The sequence below is a fragment of the Nonomuraea terrae genome, from assembly GCF_044465245.1.
GTDB classification, from domain to species: Bacteria; Actinomycetota; Actinomycetes; order Streptosporangiales; family Streptosporangiaceae; genus Nonomuraea; species Nonomuraea terrae.
Window position 1 is genome coordinate 1,087,979 of sequence record NZ_JBITLL010000001.1, and the last position, 17,780, is coordinate 1,105,758.

At 73.7% G+C, this 17,780-nt stretch carries 17 protein-coding genes; 11 read left to right on the plus strand and 6 right to left on the minus strand.

The genetic code is table 11. The annotated features are described in order from the left end of the window. Positions 1 to 143: 143 nt before the first annotated feature. Positions 144 to 1,280, minus strand: coding sequence for a PucR family transcriptional regulator (locus ACIBP6_RS05095; protein WP_397048893.1), 1,137 nt, complete (start codon positions 1,278 to 1,280; stop codon positions 144 to 146). A gap of 102 nt (positions 1,281 to 1,382) precedes the next feature. Here ACIBP6_RS05095 and ACIBP6_RS05100 point away from each other — a divergent pair, with 102 nt between their 5' ends. The 5 genes from ACIBP6_RS05100 to ACIBP6_RS05120 are packed head-to-tail and all read left to right on the plus strand — an operon-like array spanning position 1,383 to position 6,507. After that, a complete protein-coding gene (locus ACIBP6_RS05100; RefSeq protein WP_397048895.1) occupies positions 1,383 to 2,666 on the plus strand; it encodes an MFS transporter in 1,284 nt (427 codons plus the stop codon). Positions 2,667 to 2,685: 19 nt separating this feature from the next. Then, on the plus strand, positions 2,686 to 3,684 hold the full coding sequence (locus tag ACIBP6_RS05105; RefSeq protein ID WP_397048897.1) for a dimethylarginine dimethylaminohydrolase family protein: 999 nt from the start codon (positions 2,686 to 2,688) through the stop codon (positions 3,682 to 3,684). Between the two features lie 9 nt (positions 3,685 to 3,693). Continuing rightward, a complete protein-coding gene (locus ACIBP6_RS05110; RefSeq protein WP_132615397.1) occupies positions 3,694 to 4,311 on the plus strand; it encodes an urease subunit gamma in 618 nt (205 codons plus the stop codon). Further along, complete coding sequence (locus ACIBP6_RS05115; RefSeq protein WP_397048899.1) at positions 4,308 to 5,984, plus strand: urease subunit alpha; 1,677 nt, start codon at positions 4,308 to 4,310, stop codon at positions 5,982 to 5,984. Before ACIBP6_RS05110 ends, ACIBP6_RS05115 begins: the two co-directional genes overlap by 4 nt. Positions 5,985 to 6,018: 34 nt before the next feature. Continuing rightward, the gene (locus ACIBP6_RS05120; RefSeq protein WP_397048901.1) at positions 6,019 to 6,507 is read left to right on the plus strand and encodes a GNAT family N-acetyltransferase; all 489 of its coding nucleotides are present in this window, start codon (positions 6,019 to 6,021) and stop codon (positions 6,505 to 6,507) included. Here ACIBP6_RS05120 and ACIBP6_RS05125 read toward each other — a convergent pair. Next, positions 6,488 to 7,063, minus strand: a complete 576-nt coding sequence (locus tag ACIBP6_RS05125; RefSeq protein WP_397048902.1) for a DUF4232 domain-containing protein — start codon at positions 7,061 to 7,063, stop codon at positions 6,488 to 6,490. The two genes, ACIBP6_RS05120 and ACIBP6_RS05125, sit on opposite strands and share 20 nt — an antisense overlap. 120 nt (positions 7,064 to 7,183) lie before the next feature. On the opposite strand from ACIBP6_RS05125, the gene ACIBP6_RS05130 reads away from it, so the two are divergent. Then, positions 7,184 to 8,887: a SpoIIE family protein phosphatase gene (locus ACIBP6_RS05130; RefSeq protein WP_397048904.1), complete on the plus strand. Its 1,704-nt coding sequence runs from the start codon at positions 7,184 to 7,186 to the stop codon at positions 8,885 to 8,887. Between the two features lies 1 nt (position 8,888). On the opposite strand, the gene ACIBP6_RS05135 is transcribed toward ACIBP6_RS05130, so the two are convergent. The 3 genes from ACIBP6_RS05135 to ACIBP6_RS05145 all read right to left on the minus strand — a co-directional run bounded on the left by ACIBP6_RS05135 (position 8,889) and on the right by ACIBP6_RS05145 (position 11,725). After that, on the minus strand, positions 8,889 to 10,484 hold the full coding sequence (locus ACIBP6_RS05135; protein ID WP_397048906.1) for an amidase: 1,596 nt from the start codon (positions 10,482 to 10,484) through the stop codon (positions 8,889 to 8,891). Then, a complete protein-coding gene (locus tag ACIBP6_RS05140; RefSeq protein WP_397048908.1) occupies positions 10,481 to 10,771 on the minus strand; it encodes a hypothetical protein in 291 nt (96 codons plus the stop codon). Before ACIBP6_RS05140 ends, ACIBP6_RS05135 begins: the two co-directional genes overlap by 4 nt. Before the next feature lie 228 nt (positions 10,772 to 10,999). Beyond that, positions 11,000 to 11,725 carry an SDR family NAD(P)-dependent oxidoreductase gene (locus ACIBP6_RS05145; RefSeq protein ID WP_397048910.1) on the minus strand — a complete coding sequence of 242 codons (726 nt, stop codon included), beginning with the start codon at positions 11,723 to 11,725 and terminating at the stop codon, positions 11,000 to 11,002. Positions 11,726 to 11,948: 223 nt separating this feature from the next. On the opposite strand from ACIBP6_RS05145, the gene ACIBP6_RS05150 reads away from it, so the two are divergent. Beyond that, positions 11,949 to 13,124 (plus strand): cytochrome P450, encoded by a 1,176-nt coding sequence (locus ACIBP6_RS05150; protein ID WP_397048911.1) that lies wholly within the window; start codon positions 11,949 to 11,951, stop codon positions 13,122 to 13,124. 3 nt (positions 13,125 to 13,127) lie between these two features. Here the strand turns inward: ACIBP6_RS05150 and ACIBP6_RS05155 are convergent, their stop codons facing one another. After that, positions 13,128 to 14,123, minus strand: a complete 996-nt coding sequence (locus tag ACIBP6_RS05155) for an NAD-dependent epimerase/dehydratase family protein (protein ID WP_397048913.1) — start codon at positions 14,121 to 14,123, stop codon at positions 13,128 to 13,130. Positions 14,124 to 14,303: 180 nt separating this feature from the next. On the opposite strand from ACIBP6_RS05155, the gene ACIBP6_RS05160 reads away from it, so the two are divergent. Genes ACIBP6_RS05160 through ACIBP6_RS05175 form a run of 4 tightly spaced genes read left to right on the plus strand, consistent with a single transcriptional unit; the run spans position 14,304 to position 17,724 of the window. Next, a complete protein-coding gene (locus ACIBP6_RS05160; protein ID WP_397048915.1) occupies positions 14,304 to 15,203 on the plus strand; it encodes an ABC transporter ATP-binding protein in 900 nt (299 codons plus the stop codon). A 14-nt stretch (positions 15,204 to 15,217) separates the two neighbouring features. Continuing rightward, the gene (locus ACIBP6_RS05165; protein ID WP_132615388.1) at positions 15,218 to 15,913 is read left to right on the plus strand and encodes an ABC transporter permease; all 696 of its coding nucleotides are present in this window, start codon (positions 15,218 to 15,220) and stop codon (positions 15,911 to 15,913) included. 4 nt (positions 15,914 to 15,917) lie between these two features. Further along, positions 15,918 to 17,090, plus strand: coding sequence for a sensor histidine kinase (locus ACIBP6_RS05170; protein ID WP_397048917.1), 1,173 nt, complete (start codon positions 15,918 to 15,920; stop codon positions 17,088 to 17,090). Continuing rightward, the gene (locus ACIBP6_RS05175) at positions 17,083 to 17,724 is read left to right on the plus strand and encodes a response regulator (RefSeq protein ID WP_397048919.1); all 642 of its coding nucleotides are present in this window, start codon (positions 17,083 to 17,085) and stop codon (positions 17,722 to 17,724) included. The genes ACIBP6_RS05170 and ACIBP6_RS05175 overlap by 8 nt, the downstream gene beginning before the upstream one ends. Positions 17,725 to 17,780 lie beyond the last annotated feature (56 nt).

Sequence of the window (17,780 nt, forward strand, 5' to 3'; positions counted from 1 at the left end):
TCAGGCTGGGCCGACGAAGGAACCTCGCGGTGCGGTTCGAGGCCGGAGGCGGCGTTCCGACGCCGCCGGTGCTCGAACGCATCGCCAAGGCCCTGGACGCGGATCCGGAGGTACGGACAAGTCCGCGTGCGCCGGCGGCATGGTCACTCGTAGGCGCGGGCGTGCAGGGCCAGGGTGATGACGGTGGCGTCGGTCGAGGTCATGATGTCGCGGCCGGTGGCCGCGGTGAACTGGCGCAGCCGGTTCAGGATCGTGTTGCGGTGGCAGTAGAGCTGCCGCGCCGTCTCCGCGACCGACCCCGTCGACAGGTAGCGTTCGACGGTTTCCAGCAGCCGGGCGATGTCGCGGGCGGGCAGGTCGGCGAGCCCGCCGAGCGCGTCGCGGACGAGGTCGGCGCGGAACTCGCCGAGCGCGCCCGCCGCGATCGCCGGCCACAGGTCGCGGGTGGCGCGCGGCCCCGAGGCGTCGGGCGGCAGGGCGTACACGCTGAGCTCGGCCAGGCGTACGGCCCGGGGCACCTCGGCGAGACCGTCCACGACGGGGCTCACGGCGCAGCGGACACCGCGGAACCAGCCCTCGGCCGCGCTGTTGGAGCGGGCGGGCAGTTGCAGCACGGCGATGGAGCCGGCCGGGCGGTCCTGGGTGTGCCGGCGGACGCCCAGCACGTCGAGCTGCTCGCGTACGGAACGAGGAAGGGGGCCGGGCGGGAAGGCGACGACGGCGAACGCCGCGCCCTCGTCGAGCCCCAGCACGGTGGCCACCTGCCGCCGGATGTCGGGATGGCGGCCGTCGCACTCCAGCAGCCGCGCGAACCACCGCGCCCGCTCGTCCTGCCGTTCCTGGGCCATCTCCAGCACCCGCTGCTGGTAGGCGGCCATGATGCCCATGGAGTGGTGCTCCACCGCCTCCCAGACCTGAGGCGCCCCGGCCACCAGGCTGTCCAGGTCGCAGAGGTCGGCGTGCAGGCGCAGCTCCTGCCAGACGACCCGGGCGTCGAGGCGTACCGCCTGCAGCAGCGTGTCCAGCGGCACGCCCGCCTCGGCCCGCGCCGCGCCGATCTCGGCGGAGGCGCCCGCGATGTGCTCCGGCAGCGGCAGCCCGCCGACGCGCCGCAGGATCAGCTCCAGGCTGCGGCGGGCGTCGGCCAGCAGGACACCGTCGGGAACGGCGGCGCCGTCGTAGGCCCTGGTCGCGGCGAGCTCGGCGAGGAACCGGTCGGCGAGCGGGCCGACGTCGCGCAGGAGCCGGCGGGAGAGTCGCTCGACCACCTCGGACGTCATCCGCTGATGCCTCCCTCGTTGTGCAAGTGCACAGTCTAGCGACGGTACGCGGGTGTCGATCTGCGCTTGAAGCGCAGGTCAAGCGCACGGCAGGGTGTCATCATGCAAACCACGGCACGAGCCGCGCAGAGCAATCCGAGGACGGTCGCGCTGGGCGCCTTCGCGGGCACCGCGCTGGAATGGTACGACTACTACGTCTACGGCACGGCGGCGGCGCTGGTCTTCAACACCCAGTTCTTCCCCGAGCTGAGCCCGGTCGCCGGCACGATGGCCTCGTTCGCCACGTTCGGTGTCGGCTTCGTCGCCCGGCCTGTCGGCGCGGCCGTGTTCGGTCACCTCGGCGACCGGTACGGCAGGCGCCGCATCCTGATGGTGACCGTCGTGCTCATCGGCGTCGTCACCGGCTGCATCGGCCTGCTGCCGACGTACGCGCAGATCGGCGTGGCGGCGCCGATCCTGCTGGCCACGTTGCGCCTGCTGCAGGGCCTGTCGGTCGGCGGCGAGTGGAGCGGCGCGGCCACGCTGGCGGTCGAGCACGCGCCGAAGGAGAAGCGCGGCATCTACGGCGTGATGCCGCAGATGGGCTCGCCGGTGGGCTCGCTGACGGCGACGGGCGTGTTCGCGCTGGTCAGCCTGCTGCCGGACGCGCAGTTCGAGTCGTGGGGCTGGCGCATCCCGTTCCTGCTGGGCTTCCCGCTGCTGCTGATCGCGCTCTGGGTGCGCAGCAGGGTGGACGAGTCGCCGGTGTTCCAGGAGATGCTGGTCCAGCAGCGCGCCGCCAAGCGGCCGCTCGTCGAGCTGTTCCGCACCGGCGGCGGGCGGCTGGTCGTGGGCATCGCCGTGTCGTTCGTCGGGATCGGCGGCTACTACCTGGCCGGCACGTACCTGACCAACTACGGCGCCGACACCGTCGGCATCGACCGTACGGTGCTGCTCAACGCCGCGGTCTGCGGTTCCTTCCTCAACCTGTGCCTCTATCCGCTGTTCGGCCGGATCGCCGACCGCGTCGGGCCCGGACCGGTGGCGGTCTGGGGGGCGGCGGCGTCGGCCGTGGCGGCGTTCCCGATCTTCTGGCTGGTCGGCCTGGGCACCGCGTGGAGCATCGCGACCGCGATGGTGGCCGGCCTGGTGCTGGTGTCGGTCAGTTACGCCGCCTGCGGGCAGTTGCTCAGTGAGATGTTCAGCAGCGAGGTGCGGTACTCCGGGGTGGGGCTGTCGTACAACGTCTCCGGGGCGATCAGCGGGTTCGTGCCGCTGGCCGCGACCGCTCTGCTGGCCGCCACCGGCGGCAGCCTGTGGTCGCTCGCGGCGATGCTCTGCGTATTCTCGCTGATCACCCTGTTCGCCGCCGTGGCCGCGCAGCGGCTCCGGGTCGCGGAACTGTGACGTACGGAAAGGACCGACCATGAACGCGATCGCCGACGACGGCGTTCAGCCCGAGCACTACTACCACAAGCTGGTGGGCCCCGAGCCGGAGCCGGCCTTCCACGACCCGGCCGAGCTGGAGCGCTACTGGGGCCGCCGGTGGGGAGCCGCCGACGAGGTGAGCCCGCTGCGCACGGTGCTGGTGCGCCGCCCCGCGAGCGGCCTGGCCGCCATCACCGAGGAGGCGTGGGACCCGCGCGCCGGCGCGCTCGTCGATCCGCGGCGGCGCTGGTACTGGCGCGGCAGCAAGGCGCCGAACATGCAGCTGGTGATGGAGCAGCACGCGGCCCTGCTGTCCGCGCTGCGGGCCGAGGACGTCGAGGTCGTCGAGGCGCCCGAGATGCCGGAGCACACCAAGTCGGTGTTCACCCGCGACCCGATGCTGACCGTGCCCGGCGGAGCCGTCATCACCCGGCTGGCCCCGCGCATGCGGCGCGGCGAGGAGGCGTCGATCACCCGGACGGTGGCCGCGCTCGGCATGCCGATCCTCGGCACGATCACCGGCACGGGGCTCGCCGAGGGCGGCACGTTCGTCAAGCTCCGGCGCGACCTGGCGGTCTTCGGCCTGTCGATCCGCTGCAACCCGGAGGGGGCGCGGCAACTCGCCGCGATCCTGGAGCCGCTCGGCATCGAGCTGGTGACCGTGCCGCTGCCGGGATACACGATCCACGTGGACGGGCAGTTCCACATGGTGGACGACGACCTCGCGCTGGCCAACACCCACCGCCTGCCGTACGAGTTCCTGGCCCGGCTGGACGACCTCGGGATCAAGGTCGTCTCGCCGCACCCCGACGAGCAGTACGCCTGCAACTCGCTCACCGTCCGGCCGCGCCGGCTGCTGTTCCCGGCGCACTGTGTCCGCACCGCCGACCGGCTGGCCGCCGAGGGCGTGGAGATCGTGCCGGTGCCGTACGACGAGATCCTGAAGAACGGCGGCGGCATCCACTGCTCCACCATGGAACTCGTCCGCGACTGGTAGGGGCGCCCGATGCATCTGACTCCGGCGGAGCACGACCGGCTGACCGTGTTCACCGTGGCCGAGCTGGCCCGCCGCCGCCGCGCGCGGGGCGCGAGGCTGTCCGCGCCCGAGGTGATCGCGCTGGTCGCCGACGCGGTGTTCGAGGCGGCCTGGGACGGGCTGCCGATGGAGGAGGTGATCGCGGCGGGCCGCGGCGCGGTGCGCGCCGAGGAGGCCAAACCCGGCGTCGCGGCGCTGGTCCGCCGGGTCGAGGTGGACGCGCTCTTCCCCGCGGGGACGGCGCTCGTGGCCGTCGACGACCCGCTGGGCCGGCAGCCGGGGCCCGGTGACCCCGGCGCGGTGATGCCGGCGGCGCGGGCCGACGCGGCCCTGGCGCCCGGCCGCGCACGGCTGGAGATCGAGGTGACGAACACCGCGGACGTGGACGTGCACGTCTCGTCGCACTACCCGTTCTGGCAGGCCAACGCGGCGTTGTCGTTCGACCGGGAGGCGGCGCGCGGTCACCGGCTGGACGTGCCCGCGGGCAGCAGCCTGTGCTTCCCGCCGGGGGCGACGATCACGGTGAGGCTGGTCAGGCTGGGCGGCGCGGCCACCGCGCCCCGGCTCACGCTGGAGGACGGACGATGAGCTTCGACAGGGCGACGTACGCGGCCGTGTACGGCCCGACCACCGGCGACCGGGTGCGCCTGGCCGACACCGGGCTCGTGGTCGAGGTGGAACGCGACGACACCGAGGCCGGCGACGAGCTGCTCGGCGGCTGCGGCAAGACCGTGCGCGAGGGGCTGCTGCTCACCAGCGGCGCCCGTTCGTCCGAGCTCGACATGATCGTCACGAACGCGCTCGTCCTCGACCCGCTGCTCGGCGTGGTCAAGACGAACATCGGGATCAAGGACGGCAGGATCGCCGGCATCGGCAGGGCCGGCTCGCCCGACGCGGTGGACGACGTCGAGCTCGTGGTCGGCCCGCACACCGCGATGATCCCCGCCGAGGGCCTGATCGTGACGCCGGGCGTGGTCGACTCGCACGTCCACCTGTCCAGCCCGGCGCTGCTCGACGTGGCGCTGTCCGCCGGGGTCACGACGGTGGTCGGCATGGGCCTCGGAGGCGTGTGGGACATCGGCGTCAACCCCAAGCGCAACCTCGACCTGATGATCGAGGCGTGGCGGGAGGTGCCGGTGAACGTGGCGTTCCTCGCCCGCGGCTCGTCGGTGCGCCGCGCGCCCCTGGAGGCGGCCGTGCTCGCCGGGGCGGGCGGGTTCAAGGTGCACGAGGACTTCGGCGCGCAGCCCGCGGTCGTGGACACCTGCCTGGCGGTGGCCGACGCCGCCGGCCTGCCGGTCGCGCTGCACACCGACTCGCTCAACGAGTCGGGCCTGCTGGCCGACACCCTCGACGCGACACGTGGGCGCACCGTGCACGCCTACCACGTCGAGGGCGGCGGCGGGCATCCCGACCTGCTGGAGATCCTCGCCCACCCGCACGTGCTGGCGTCCTCGACCACGCCCACGCTGCCGTACACGGTCAACACCGTGGCCGAGCTGTTCCCGATGACTATGACCGTGCACCGGCAGAACGCGCTGCTGCCCGGCGACGTGGACGTGACCGCGAGCCGGGTGCGGGCGAGCGCGATCGCGGCCGAGAACGCGCTGCACGACGCCGGCGCGGTGAGCATCGTCAACTCCGACTCGATGGGCATGGGCCGCGTCGGGGAGACGGCCCGCCGCACCTGGCAGCTCGCGGCGCACGCCAAGGCGGCCACGCGGGAGGACGGCGGCCACGACAACGAGCGGGTCCTGCGGTACCTCGCGAAGATCACCATCAACCCCGCGATCGCGCACGGGATGGCCGGTCAGATCGGCAGCATCGCGCCGGGCAAGGTCGCCGACCTCGTGGTGTGGCATCCGGCGTGGTTCGGCGCGAAGCCGGAGCTGGTCGTGAAGTCGGGGTTCGTGGCGTGGGGAGTGAGCGCGTCAGGGGCCGCGTCCACGCGGGCGGGGCAGCCGCGGGCGTACCGGAGGTTCTTCGGCGCCATGGGGGACGCGCCGCGCCGGCTGGCGCACGTCTTCGTGGCGGCGGAGGCGCTGGAGGACGCCGCCGCCCGCCGGGCGCTGCCGCAGGGGCCGAGCTACCTGCCGATCAGCGGGGCGCGCGGGCTCACCCGCGCGGCCATGGTCCGCAACACCCGCGTCCCGCACGTCCACGTGCCTCGTGACGGCGGCCCCGTGCTGGTGGACGGCAGGCCGGTGGGGCTGCCGCCGGCGAGCGCGCTGCCGCTCACCCAGGTGCACCACCTGGCGTGACCGGGGGGAGACCTGGCCGTGGGATGCTGTCCGGATGCTGATCAGGGAAGCCACCACTGGGGACTGGTCCGCCATCTGGCCGTTCTTCCACGAGATCGTCGCCGCGGGGGAGACCTTCACCTACCCGACGGATCTCGGGCGCGACGAGGCCCGCGACTGGTGGCTGCTGTCCCCTCCCAGCCGTACGGTCGTCGCGGTGGACGACTCGGGCGCGGTGCTGGGGACGGCGAAGATGAACCGTAACCACATGGGCAACGCGTCGCACGTCGCGAGCGCCAGCTACATGGTCGACCCGGCGTATGCCGGGCGGGGCGTGGGCCGGGCGTTGTGCGCGTACACGCTGGAGTGGGCGCGGGCGGAGGGCTACCGGGTGATGCAGTTCAACGCGGTGGCCGAGACGAACGAACGCGCCGTGGGGCTGTACCGGTCACTGGGGTTCGAGGTGATGGGCACGCTGCCGGAGGGGTTCCGGCATCCGGCGAAGGGCTACGTCGGGCTGCACGTCATGTACCGGACTCTTTGACCGGTTCCCAGGCGGTGACGCCCAGCACGCCCGTGGAGCCCAGGTCGACGTTGCCCGGGACGCGGTGACCGCGCACGACGAGGGTGGTGCCGAGCGCGGGCGGGCGGCTGAGGTCGGTGTAGGTGTTACGCCACACCACCGCGAACATGGCCGAGCGGCCAGGGCGGAGCGTCACCGTCCGCGGTCCTGGGTCCTTGACCGCGGTCGTGACCTGCTGCGCGCCCTCGTCGATCTCGATGTCCAGCGGCTCCCCGTCGGCGTCCAGGAGGCGGACGCGGGGATAGCCGCGGACGGTGCGCACCTCGTCGCCGCAGTTGGTGAGGGTCACGGTCTGGGCGCGCAGGCCCATGGCGGCGTCCACGAGCCCGGCGGCCACGATCGTCCCCGGGCCGGAACAGGTCGGCGCCGGGGAAGGCGACCAGACCGTCGGCGGCGGCGAGGCCAGGGGGTGACGGGGGTCGCGTACGGTGGGGCTTGGCGCGGTGGCCGCCTCCACGCCGCATCCGGCGAGGCAGAGCACGACGCAGAGCGCACGGACGGCGGAGATGACGGTCACCGGCTCCATCCTGCCATGGAGATCTTCTGCACCTCTCGTGCTCGATTTCGCGCGGCCAACCGGTCCAGGCTGCTGGAAGACTGGGTCGAATGACCAGAAGGAAGGGAGAAAGGAGCGGCCGTGGACGTTTCGGCGGGTGAGGGCGCGCGCTCCTTCACGTCGCAGGATCACCGCCTGTGGCGGCTGGGAGACCTCTCCGACGCGGGCGCGTGCGTGGTGGACGACCGCGGGCGCATCGTCGAGGTCAACGCCCGGGCCGGGGTCCTGCTCGGCCGGCCCCCCGGCGACCTGCTCGGCCATGACGCCCACGACGCCCTGCACCGCGGCGAGCACGGCGAGCCGGTGCCCCGCAGCCGCTGCGTGTTGCGCGAGCCCCTCCTCACCCGCAGCACCTCGCAGGGCGAGCGCGAGTGGCTGGCGCGCGGTGACGGCAGCGTGCTGCCGGTCTCCTGGCTGGTCACCGCCTGCCGGCTCGGCGACGGCCGGCCGGGCATCCTGATGCTCTTCCACGAGAGCGGGCCGGCGGTCTCGGCCGGCCGGGGGCCGACGTGCCTGACGGGATCGATGACGGAGCTCGACCGGCTGGCCCTGCTCGCCGAGACCACCACGACGCTCACCTCCAGCCTCGACGTCGAAGAGACGCTGCGCCAGCTCGTCCGGCTCGTGGTGCCGCTGCTCGCCGACTGGGTGGTGATCGACCTGCTCACCGAGGAGGGAGGGGTCTCGCGCGCCGCCGTGGTGCACCAGGAGAACGGCGGCCTGGTCCACCGGAAGGATCTGGAGGGCCCGATGCCGCCGGTGCCGCAGGGGTCGACGATGCCCCTGTCGCGGGCGCTGCGCGGGGTCACCGCGACCATCGCCTCGCAGGAGACGTACGAAGTGGAGCCCGACTCCGCCGTCGCGGTCGAGCAGCGCAAACTGTTCCGGGCCACCGGCATGCACTCGGCGAGCATCGCGCCGATCCGCGGGGTGCGCGAGGTGGTCGGCGCGCTGACGCTCGGCCGCGCCGAACGGCCGGGCGCGTTCACCACCTCCGACCTGCTGCTGGTCGAGGACATCGCCCGCCGCGCCGGCCTCGCGCTCGACAACGCGCGCCTGTACGAGCGGCAGCGCCGCGTCGCCGAGACCATGCAGCGCCACCTGCTGCCGCAACTGCCCCACGTCCCGGGGTTGCGGATGACCGCGCGCTACCTGCCCGCGCCGGACGCCTCCCAGGTGGGCGGCGACTGGTACGACGCCTTCCCGCTGCCCGGCGGCGCGACCGGCCTGGTGATCGGCGACGTCGTCGGCCACGACCTCGAGGCCGCCTCCGGCATGGCCCAGATCTGCAACATGCTGCGCGCGTACGCCGGAGAGCTGGACGAGCCGCCCAGCAAGATCGTGGAACGGCTCGATCAGGCGGTGACCCGCATGGTCGAGGCCGCGATGGCCACCGTCGTCTTCGCCCGCGTCGAGCGCGCCGACGGACGCTGGCTGCTGCGCTGGACCAACGCGGGCCACCCGCCGCCGCTGCTGGTCGAGCACGACGGACGGACCCGCTACCTGGAGGACGCCGGCGGCCTGCTGCTCGGCACGGACATCATGGCCGCCCGCGAGGACGCCGCCGTCGCCCTGCCGCCGCAGTCCACCCTGCTGCTCTACACCGACGGGCTGATCGAGTCCCGGACCCGATCCCTCGACGAGGGCATGGCCGACCTGAGCCGATACGCCGCCTCGCTGGCTCGCCACCCGCTGGACGGCATGTGCGACGCGCTGCTCGGCCGTACCCGTCCTGAGGACAACGACGACGACGTGGCCCTGCTGGCCCTGCGCATTCCCGGCTGAGCTACTGCGACTGTTCGGCGGCCTCCTCCGCCGTGATGCGGCCCCGGGAGACCGGGGTGCGCAGGCGGGCGGCCGGCGGGTCGGCCGGGCGGCGCCAGTGCCAGTCGGTGACCGCCTGGTAGGCGGCCACGACCGACAGCAGCCGGTCCTCGCCGTACGGCAGCCCGCCGAGGATCGTGCCGATCGGCAGCCCCGAGGCCGTGAACCCGATCGGGAAGCCGATCTCCGGCAGGCCGATCGCGTCGAACGGCGTCGGTGAGGTCTGCACCACCACGTCGCACCGTTCGAAGACCTGGTCCAGGACGCGTTCCAGCAGGAGCAGCTTGGCGCGCTGGCCGGTGACGTACTCGTTCGCGCCCATGAGCGCGCCCTGCAGCCAGCCGATCACCGACACCCCGAACCCGCGCAGGTCAGAGCGGAGGTACGGCATGAACGGCTCGCTGCGCTCCGGCAGCCGCACGTTGTTGAGGTCGTTGCCGATGAGCATGTCCCAGTCGTCGGGGTAGGGCACCTCGACCAGCGTCACCCCGCGGATCGCGGCCAGCTCCGACAGGAACGCCCGGCGCGCGGCGGCGGTCTCGGACGAGCCGTCGGCGTAGCCGGGCAGCACCCCGACGCGGCTGTTCCAGCGCAGCCGCACCCGTCCGCCCGACCGTACGGGGGTGGCGGCGTCGATGAGCGCGGGCACCTTGGGCAGGCCCTGCGTACGCGGGTCGGCCGGGTCCTCGCCGGCCATCGCGGCGAGCATGATCGCCGCGTCCTTGGCGTCGCGGGCGAGCGGCCCCGGATGGTCGCGCGTGTAGCTGAGCGGGATGATCCCGTACAGCGACACCCGTCCCATGGTCGGCTTGAGCCCGGTGAGGTTCTGCGCGTTGGACGGCGCCGTGATGGAGCCGCCGGTCTGCGTGCCCGTTCCGGAGGAGGCCAGCCGCCCCGCCACGGCGGTCGCCGTGCCGGTGGACGAGCCGCCGGGGTTGACGCCCGGGTCGTCCGGCGTCCACGCGTTGACCGTGGTGATCTCGCCCGACGGGGTGGTGGCACGGGTGGTGGCCAGCGGGCCCATCTGGGTCTTGCCGAGCACGATCGCCCCCGCGGCCTTGAGCGACGCCACGGCCGTCGCGTCGAAGCCCGGCACGAAATCCCGGAACAGGAACGAGTTGGCCGTGGTCGGCACGCCGCGCGTGTAGTAGTTGTCCTTGATCGCCAGCGGGATGCCGTGCAGCGGGCCGTGCGCCCGCCGGCGTCCCGCCGACCGCGCCGCCTCCCGCGCGGCGTCGGCGAGCACCGTGTTGAAGGCCAGGTACGTCGCCTCGTACGCGTCGATCCTGGCCAGATAGGCGTCCACGAGCTCCAGCGGGCTGAGCCGGCGCTCGCGGATCATCCACGCGGCCTCGGCGACGGTGAGCTCCGTGGGATCGGACATGGCCTCGGGGCGCGGTTTGACGTAGGCGCCGGAGACGTCCAGGCCGGGCCGTTCCCCGCCGGAGGCGTGCGCGGGCGACGGCCAGGCGGTCGCGGCGAGCCCGGCGGCTCCCATCGCCGCCGTCCTGGCGAGGAACGCCCGCCGGTCCACCGCGCGGTCGGCCGGCCCGCTCATCGGCGCCACTCCACACTGACCGACGGGTACATCATCGGCGCGCGCTGCTGCGACAGCGCGGGGCCGGCGCCGCCGTCCGGCGCCGGCAGCTGGTACGCCGCCAGCGACGTGACCGTGCCGCGCATGAACGAACGCAGCGAGGCGAGGACGGTGTCGCGGCCCGGCGCGCCCGTCTCCGGGTCCGGCGCGGTGCCGGGGGGAAACTGGTCGAGGTCGATGCCCAGAGCCGCCAGGCGGGCCCTGATCATGGTGTTGAGTTCGGCGTCGGAGGGGGGTGCTGGGGTCACGGTTCCTCCAGAGCAAAGGGGGATTAACCGCCACATTCCGAGCGTCGTGTGTCGGGGTGATGTCCCCAAGATCACAGCATGATGAAAATGATCGCCGGCGTGCCGGATACATGCCGGCGGCACCTGGACGAGCCGCTGGAGCGCCGGCGCGGTCCCACCCGCCGCGCGCCGCGGATGGGGATGCCGCCGCCCGCGTCGATCAGGGACGCCGGGTGCGGCGGTCGTTGATCACAGCCCGCCCGCGACGTCCAGGACGGTTCCCGTGACGTACGACGCCTTGTCCGACAGCAGCCACGCGACCGCCTCGGCGATCTCCTCCGGCTTACCGGGACGGCCCATGGGGATGCGCTCGGCCACCCGCCAGGCCCGGCCGGGCTCGCCGGACCGCGCGTGGATCGACGTCTCGATGGTCCCGGGGGAGACCGCGTTGACGCGTACGCCGGGGGCCAGCTCCTTGGCCAGGCCGACCGTCATGGTGTCCACGGCCGCCTTGGTGGCCGCGTAGGCGACGTACTCGCCCGGCGAGCCCGTGCGGGCCGCGACCGACGACACCGTGACGATCGACCTGCGGGACTTGCCAGGCGTGCTCGCCCACCGCCGGGCGGCCTCGCGGCACAGCCGCAGCGGCGCCACCAGGTTGACGTCCACGACCCGCCGCAGCTCCTCGTCCCCGAGCGCGGTCAGCGGGCCGATCCGGCTGGTGACCCCGGCGTTGTTCACCAGGCCCGTCACCTCGCCCAGCGACTCGGCGACGTCGAACAGGCGGCCAGGACCGTCGTCGTCGGTGACGTCCAGGCGTACGGCGTGGGCGAGCGGGCCGAGGCGTTCGGCGAGCTCGCCGGCCTCCTCGTCGGAGCTGGAATGGCTGAACAGCACGCCCACCCCGTCGGCGCACAGCCGTTCGACGATGCTCCTGCCGATTCCCCGGGAACCACCGGTGACGATCACGATCACGCTTGCACTCCTCGCGTCAGGCGCTCGGTCGCGGCCTCCACGGCCACGGCGACCCTATCCATCGCACCATGCCCGAGCGTCACGGCCCGGGAGAACAGGCCGTGGCAGACGTCCAGCACCGGCGTGGTGCCCATGTGGAGGTCACGGGTCCGTCGTAACGCGGCGCCGCCCGCGGTCCTGAAGGCCCTTGATCTGCCGCCGTACGGGGCTCAGCATGGGCGGCGTGGACGATGACGCGCGCAAGATCCGCCGGCCCGCCCCCCACGACGGCTGCCCGGTGCGGCAGGCCGACGACGGCACGTGGCAGGTCACCGGGTACGCCCAGGCCCGCGCGGTGCTGCGCGGCGACGGCACCGTCCAGGCCGGGCTCGGCGTCGAGACGGTCGAGAAGCTGCCCGCCCGGGTGCGGCGCCCCGTCCTCTACCGCGACGGGCCCGAACACCGCGAGCACCGCCGGCAGACGGCGAAGTACTTCACGCCGCGCCGCGTGGACGAGCACTACCGCGACCTGATGGCCGAGGTCGCCGAACGCCAGCTCGCGAAGCTGCGGGCGGTGGGCGAGGCCCCGCTGCCGGAGCTGAGCTTCGGCATGGCGATCGAGGTGGCGAGCGCGATCATCGGCCTCACCTCCAGCAGGCCGGGCATCCGCGGCAGGCTGGAACGGTTCTTCCCCGAGAAGTTCGGCCGGCCCGGCCTGACCAGCGTCCACGGGCTCTACTGGCTGGTCAGGCAGAACGTCAACTGGCTGCGCTTCTACCTGGCCGACGTGCGCCCGGCGGTGCGCGCCCACCGCCGCGAGCCGCGCGACGACCTCATCGCCCACCTGATCGCCGAGGGCTGCTCGGACGCCGAGATCCTCGGTGAGTGCCTGACCTTCGCCGCGGCCGGCATGGTGACCACCCGCGAGTTCATCTGCGTCGCGGCCTGGCACCTGTTCACCGACGAGGCCCTCCTGGAGCGCTACCGCGCCGCCGACGAGCCCGGCCGCCTGGCCGTCCTGCACGAGATCCTGCGGCTCGAACCCGTCGTCGCGAAGCTGCGCCGCCGCACGACTGCGCCGCTCGACCTCGACGGCGCTGACGGGCCGGTCACGGTGCCGGCGGGCGCGCTGATCGACGTGTACGTGGACGCGGCAAACACCGACCCGTCGGGCGTCGGCGCGCAGCCGCTGGCGATGTGCCCCGGCCGCGCCGCCGACGGGGCCGCGCTCTCCTTCGGCGACGGCCCGCACCGCTGCCCGGGGTCCGGCATCGCCGTCCTGGAGACGGACGTCTTCCTCACCCGGCTGTTCGCCCTCGACGGCGTGCGCATGGCGGCGACGCCGCGGGTGACGTTCGCCAACGACATCGGCGGCTACGAGATCCGCGACCTCACGGTGAGGCTCGCGAGCGCGACCTGACGGTCAGGCTCGGCCGGCGAGCGCGGCCAGCAGGTCGCTTTCGCGGGCGGCGCTGAGGCCGGCGCGGCGGGGCCGGTCGAGGCCCTGCTCCCGCTCCCACGCAAGCAGGTCGGCGAGCAGCTCGGCTCGCGGCCGATGGCGCAGCCCCGCCGCCTGCGCCGCCGCGCCCGAGCGGGCCGACCAGCCCTTCCAGCCGGGATCGACCTGCCACATCGGCAACGACTCCGGCCCCATGTACTCGGCGACACCCTGCCGGAGCAGCCAGTCAGGGTCGGCCGGCACGACGGGGCCGGTGTGGCCCGCGACGGCGCGGCACCGCTCCACCCACTCCCCGAACGTCACCACGGGCCCGACCGTGTTGTACGTGCCGGTCGTGCCGTTCTCGGCGCAGTCGAGCAGCCAGGCGGCGAGGTCGCGGACGTCGATCACCTGCGTGGGCACCTCGGGCGAGTCGGGCACCAGCAGGGGCCCGTGCGGGTCACGGGCGGCCCGCGCCACCCAGTAACCCGAGCGCCCGCTGTGGTCGCCGGGCCCGCCGATCAGCCCGGCCCGCGCGATGACCAGGCGGTCGCCCACCGCCTCGGCGGAGGCGAGCTCGCAGGCGACCTTCGCCTCGCCGTACAGCTCGCGGTCCACCTCGTCGCGGTCGGTCGGCTCCAGCAGGGGCGTGCTCTCGTCGGCGCCCGGCACGCCGTGGGAGGCGTACGCGTTGCCGGAGGACACGTACGTCCAGTGGCCCGCCCGGCCGGCCAGGGCCGCGAGCGCGCCGCGCACCATGCCGGGCTGCCACGACACCTCGACGACCGCGTCCCACTCCCGGTGACGCACCCGCTCGTACGCGCCGGCGGCCCGCCGGTCGGCGACGACCAGCTCCGCGCCGTCGGCCACCGCCCCGCTCTCGCCCCGCGCCAGGCAGGTCACCGCGTGACCGCGCCCGACCGCCTGCCGAGCCACCTCACGGCCCAGCCACGCCGTGCCACCAAGAAGGAGAAGGTCCATGGACGAACCCAACCACCCCGCACGACGCCACTCCTAACGGGTTCGCACCCGGCGTAAACCAGCACGGATCGGCTCGCGGCGGCATCCACCGAACGGTGGATCCGGGAACCAGCAACATCGGCCGCCGAGTGTGGCCGGCGGGCCGATTCGCGGCGGGCGCGGGGGCACGAGGCTTGAGTCATGGCAGTCATCGACGTCACAGACCTCCGCAAGGGGTACGCCGGCCGCACCGTCCTCGACGGGGTGTCGTTCTCCGTGGAAGCGGGCGAGATCTTCGGCATCCTCGGCCCCAACGGCGCCGGCAAGACCACCACCGTCGAGTGCGTCGAGGGCCTGCGCCGACCCGACGGCGGCTCGGTCCGCGTGCTCGGCCTCGACCCGTTCACCGACGGCCGCGCGCTGCGCGAGCAGGTCGGGGTGCAGCTCCAGCACACCCAGCTGCCGGAGAACATCAAGGTGTGGGAGGCCCTCGACCTGTACGCCTCCTTCTACGCCAGGCCGCGCGACTGGCGCGGCCTCCTGGAGGAGTGGGGCCTCGCGGACAAGCGGGACGCCCGCTTCGGCAAGCTCTCCGGCGGCCAGCGGCAGCGGCTGTTCATCGCGCTGGCACTGGTCGGCGATCCGCGGGTGGCCTTCCTCGACGAGCTCACCACGGGCCTCGACCCGCAGGCCCGCCGCGTCACCTGGGAGCTGGTCAAGCGGGTCCGCGACAACGGCGTGACGGTGGTGCTGGTCAGCCACTTCATGGACGAGGTGGAGGAGTTGTGCGATCGCGTCGCCGTCCTCGACCAGGGCCGCATCGTCGCCGTCGACACCCCGGCCGGGCTCGTCGGCGGTGAACAGCGGATGCGGTTCACGCTGATGGCGGGCGAGTCCCTGCCGGGCCTCGACGGGTTGCCCGGCGTGACCGGCGTGACCAGGACGGGCGAGCGGGTGGTCGTCACCGGCAGGGGCGACTTCGCCGCGGCGGTGACCGCCCATCTCGCCCGCCACCGGGTGACGGTCAGCGACCTGCGCATCGACCGGCGCACCCTCGACGACGCGTTCGCCGCACTGACCGGCCGATCCTTCACCAACTGACAGGGGACACCACCATGACCAAGCTCGCCGTCGTCGAGTTCAAGCTGCTCGTCCGGGAACCCGGTGCGGTGTTCTCGCTGCTCATCCCGCTGTTCATCCTGGTCGTCTTCGGCAGCTCGATCCAGCCCGGCGACACCGTGCTGCTGCCGATCGCGCTGGCGATCGCCGTGGGCCTCGTCGGCCTGTACATGCTGCCCACCACCTTGGCCACCTACCGCGAGCGCGGCATCCTGCGCAGGATGTCCACCACCCCGGCGCGGCCGGTGAACCTGCTGGTGGTGCAGGTGCTCCTGCAGCTCGTGCTCGCGCTGGCCGCCTGCGGCCTGCTGCTCGCCGTCGCGGGCGCCGTCCTCGGCGCGCACCTGCCCACACGGGTGCTGCCCGGCGTGCTCACCTTCCTCCTCGGTACGGCCGCCATGTTCGCCATCGGCCTGCTCATCGCCGCCCTGGCGCCGAACGGCCGGTCCGCGAACGGGATCGGCGTGCTGCTGTACTTCCCGCTGGCGTACCTGGCCGGACTCATGCAGCCCCCGAGCCAGATGCCCGCTATCGTGGCCGCTGTCGGGGAGTACACCCCTATGGGAGCTTTCCGGCTGTCCATGCAGGACGTCTGGGCGGGCGGCGTTCCCGATCCGCTGCCGCTGGGCGTGATGGCCGCGTACGCGCTGGTCGTCAGCGTCGCGGCGGCCAGGTTCTTCCGCTGGGAGTGAGCGTATGAGCGGCCGGCTCGACCGATCGGAACGGCTCCTCGGGCGCCTGATGGCCGCCGCGCCGTACGCGCTGCTCGCGGTCTCCGCCGTGCTCACCCTCGGCACGGAGGGCCCGTCCTGGGGCATGCTGGGCCTCGCCGCGCTCGCGGCGGCCTGGCTGCGGCTCGCGCCCGTGGACGCCGTGCCCCGCGCGGTCTACGTCACCGGGCTGGTGCTGCTGATCGGGGCGCTGTGCACGCAGGCGGTGTGGTTCGCGAGCTTCTTCGGCTTCGTCGGATACCTGCACTCGTGGCACTACCTGAAGGGCGCCTGGCGGTTCGCCGGGGTGAGCGCCACGGCCGTGATCAGCGTCATGACGTACTACGGCGGGTTCCCCGCGACACCGTCGGCCGGCCTCGGCCAGGTGTTCCTCACGGCGGCGATCGTGGCCGCGGTGGGCCTGTTCAGCTTCGTCGGCGAGATCACGGCCGAGCGGAGCGCCGAGCGCGAGCGCATGGTGGCGCGCCTGGAGGCGGCCATGGCGGAGAACGCGGGGCTGCACGCCCAGCTGCTGGTGCAGGCCCACGAGGCGGGCGTGCTGGACGAACGGCAGCGCATGGCCGCCGAGATCCACGACACCCTGGCCCAGGGACTCACCGGCATCATCACCCAGCTCCAGGCGGCCCGGCAGGACCCGGACTGGCGGCGGCGCGTGGACCTCGCGATCGGACTGGCGAAGGAGAGCCTGGCCGAGGCGCGGCGCTCGGTGCACGCGGTCGGCCCAGGCCGGCTGGAGGCGGCGCCGCTGCCCGACGCGCTGGCGGCGGTCGCCGCCCAGTGGGGCGAGCTGCACGGCGTGCGAGCGGATTTCACCGTCACTGGTACGGTCCGTCCCATGCATGTGGAGGTGGAGGAGACACTGCTGCGCACGGCGCAGGAGGCCCTGGCCAACGCGGCCAAGCACGCCGCCGCCTCCCGGGTCGGGCTGACCTTGTCGTACATGGAGGACGTGGTGACCCTGGACGTCCGCGACGACGGCGCCGGCTTCGACCCCGAACGCGTCCGCGGCGGCGGCGGCTTCGGGCTGACCTCGATGCGCAAGCGGGTGAGCCGGCTGGCCGGCAGCCTGCAGATCGAGTCGGAGCCGGGCGGGGGAACCGCGATCTCGGCGAGCGTCCCGGCGGTGGCGCGTGGCTGAGGCCCCCATCCGGCTGGTCATCGCCGACGACCACCCCATCGTGCGCGACGGGCTGCGCGGCATGTTCGCCGGCGACCCGGGGTTCGAGGTGCTCGGCGAGGCCGCGGACGGCGCTCAGGCCGTCGAGCTGGCCCGGGTGGTGCGGCCCGACGTGATCCTCATGGACCTGCGCATGCCCGGCACCGACGGCGTCACCGCGATCAAGGAGCTGGCCCGGCTGGGCGTGCCGGCCCGCGTCCTCGTCCTCACGACGTACGACACCGACCGGGACGTCATGCCCGCCATCGAGGCGGGCGCCACCGGTTACCTGCTCAAGGACACCGGCCGCGACGAGCTCATCCGCGCCGTCCGTACGGCGGCGCGCGGCGAGGCGGTGCTCTCCCCGTCGGTCGCCACCCGGCTGCTCGGCCAGGTCCGCGCCCCCGCCGACCCGCTGAGCGCGCGCGAGCTGGAGATCCTCCGTCTCATCGCCGGGGGCGCCACCAACCGGGAGGCCGCCGCGCGGCTGTTCATCAGCGAGGCCACCGTGAAGAGCCACGTGCTGCACATCTACGCCAAGCTCGGCGTCAACGACCGCGCCGCCGCCGTGGCCGCCGCCTTCCGCAGCGGCCTGCTCGCCCTCGACGACGACTGATCGGGGCGCGGAAGAGCCGCTGCCAGGTCGCGCGTGCCCCCACCCTCCTCCCGCCG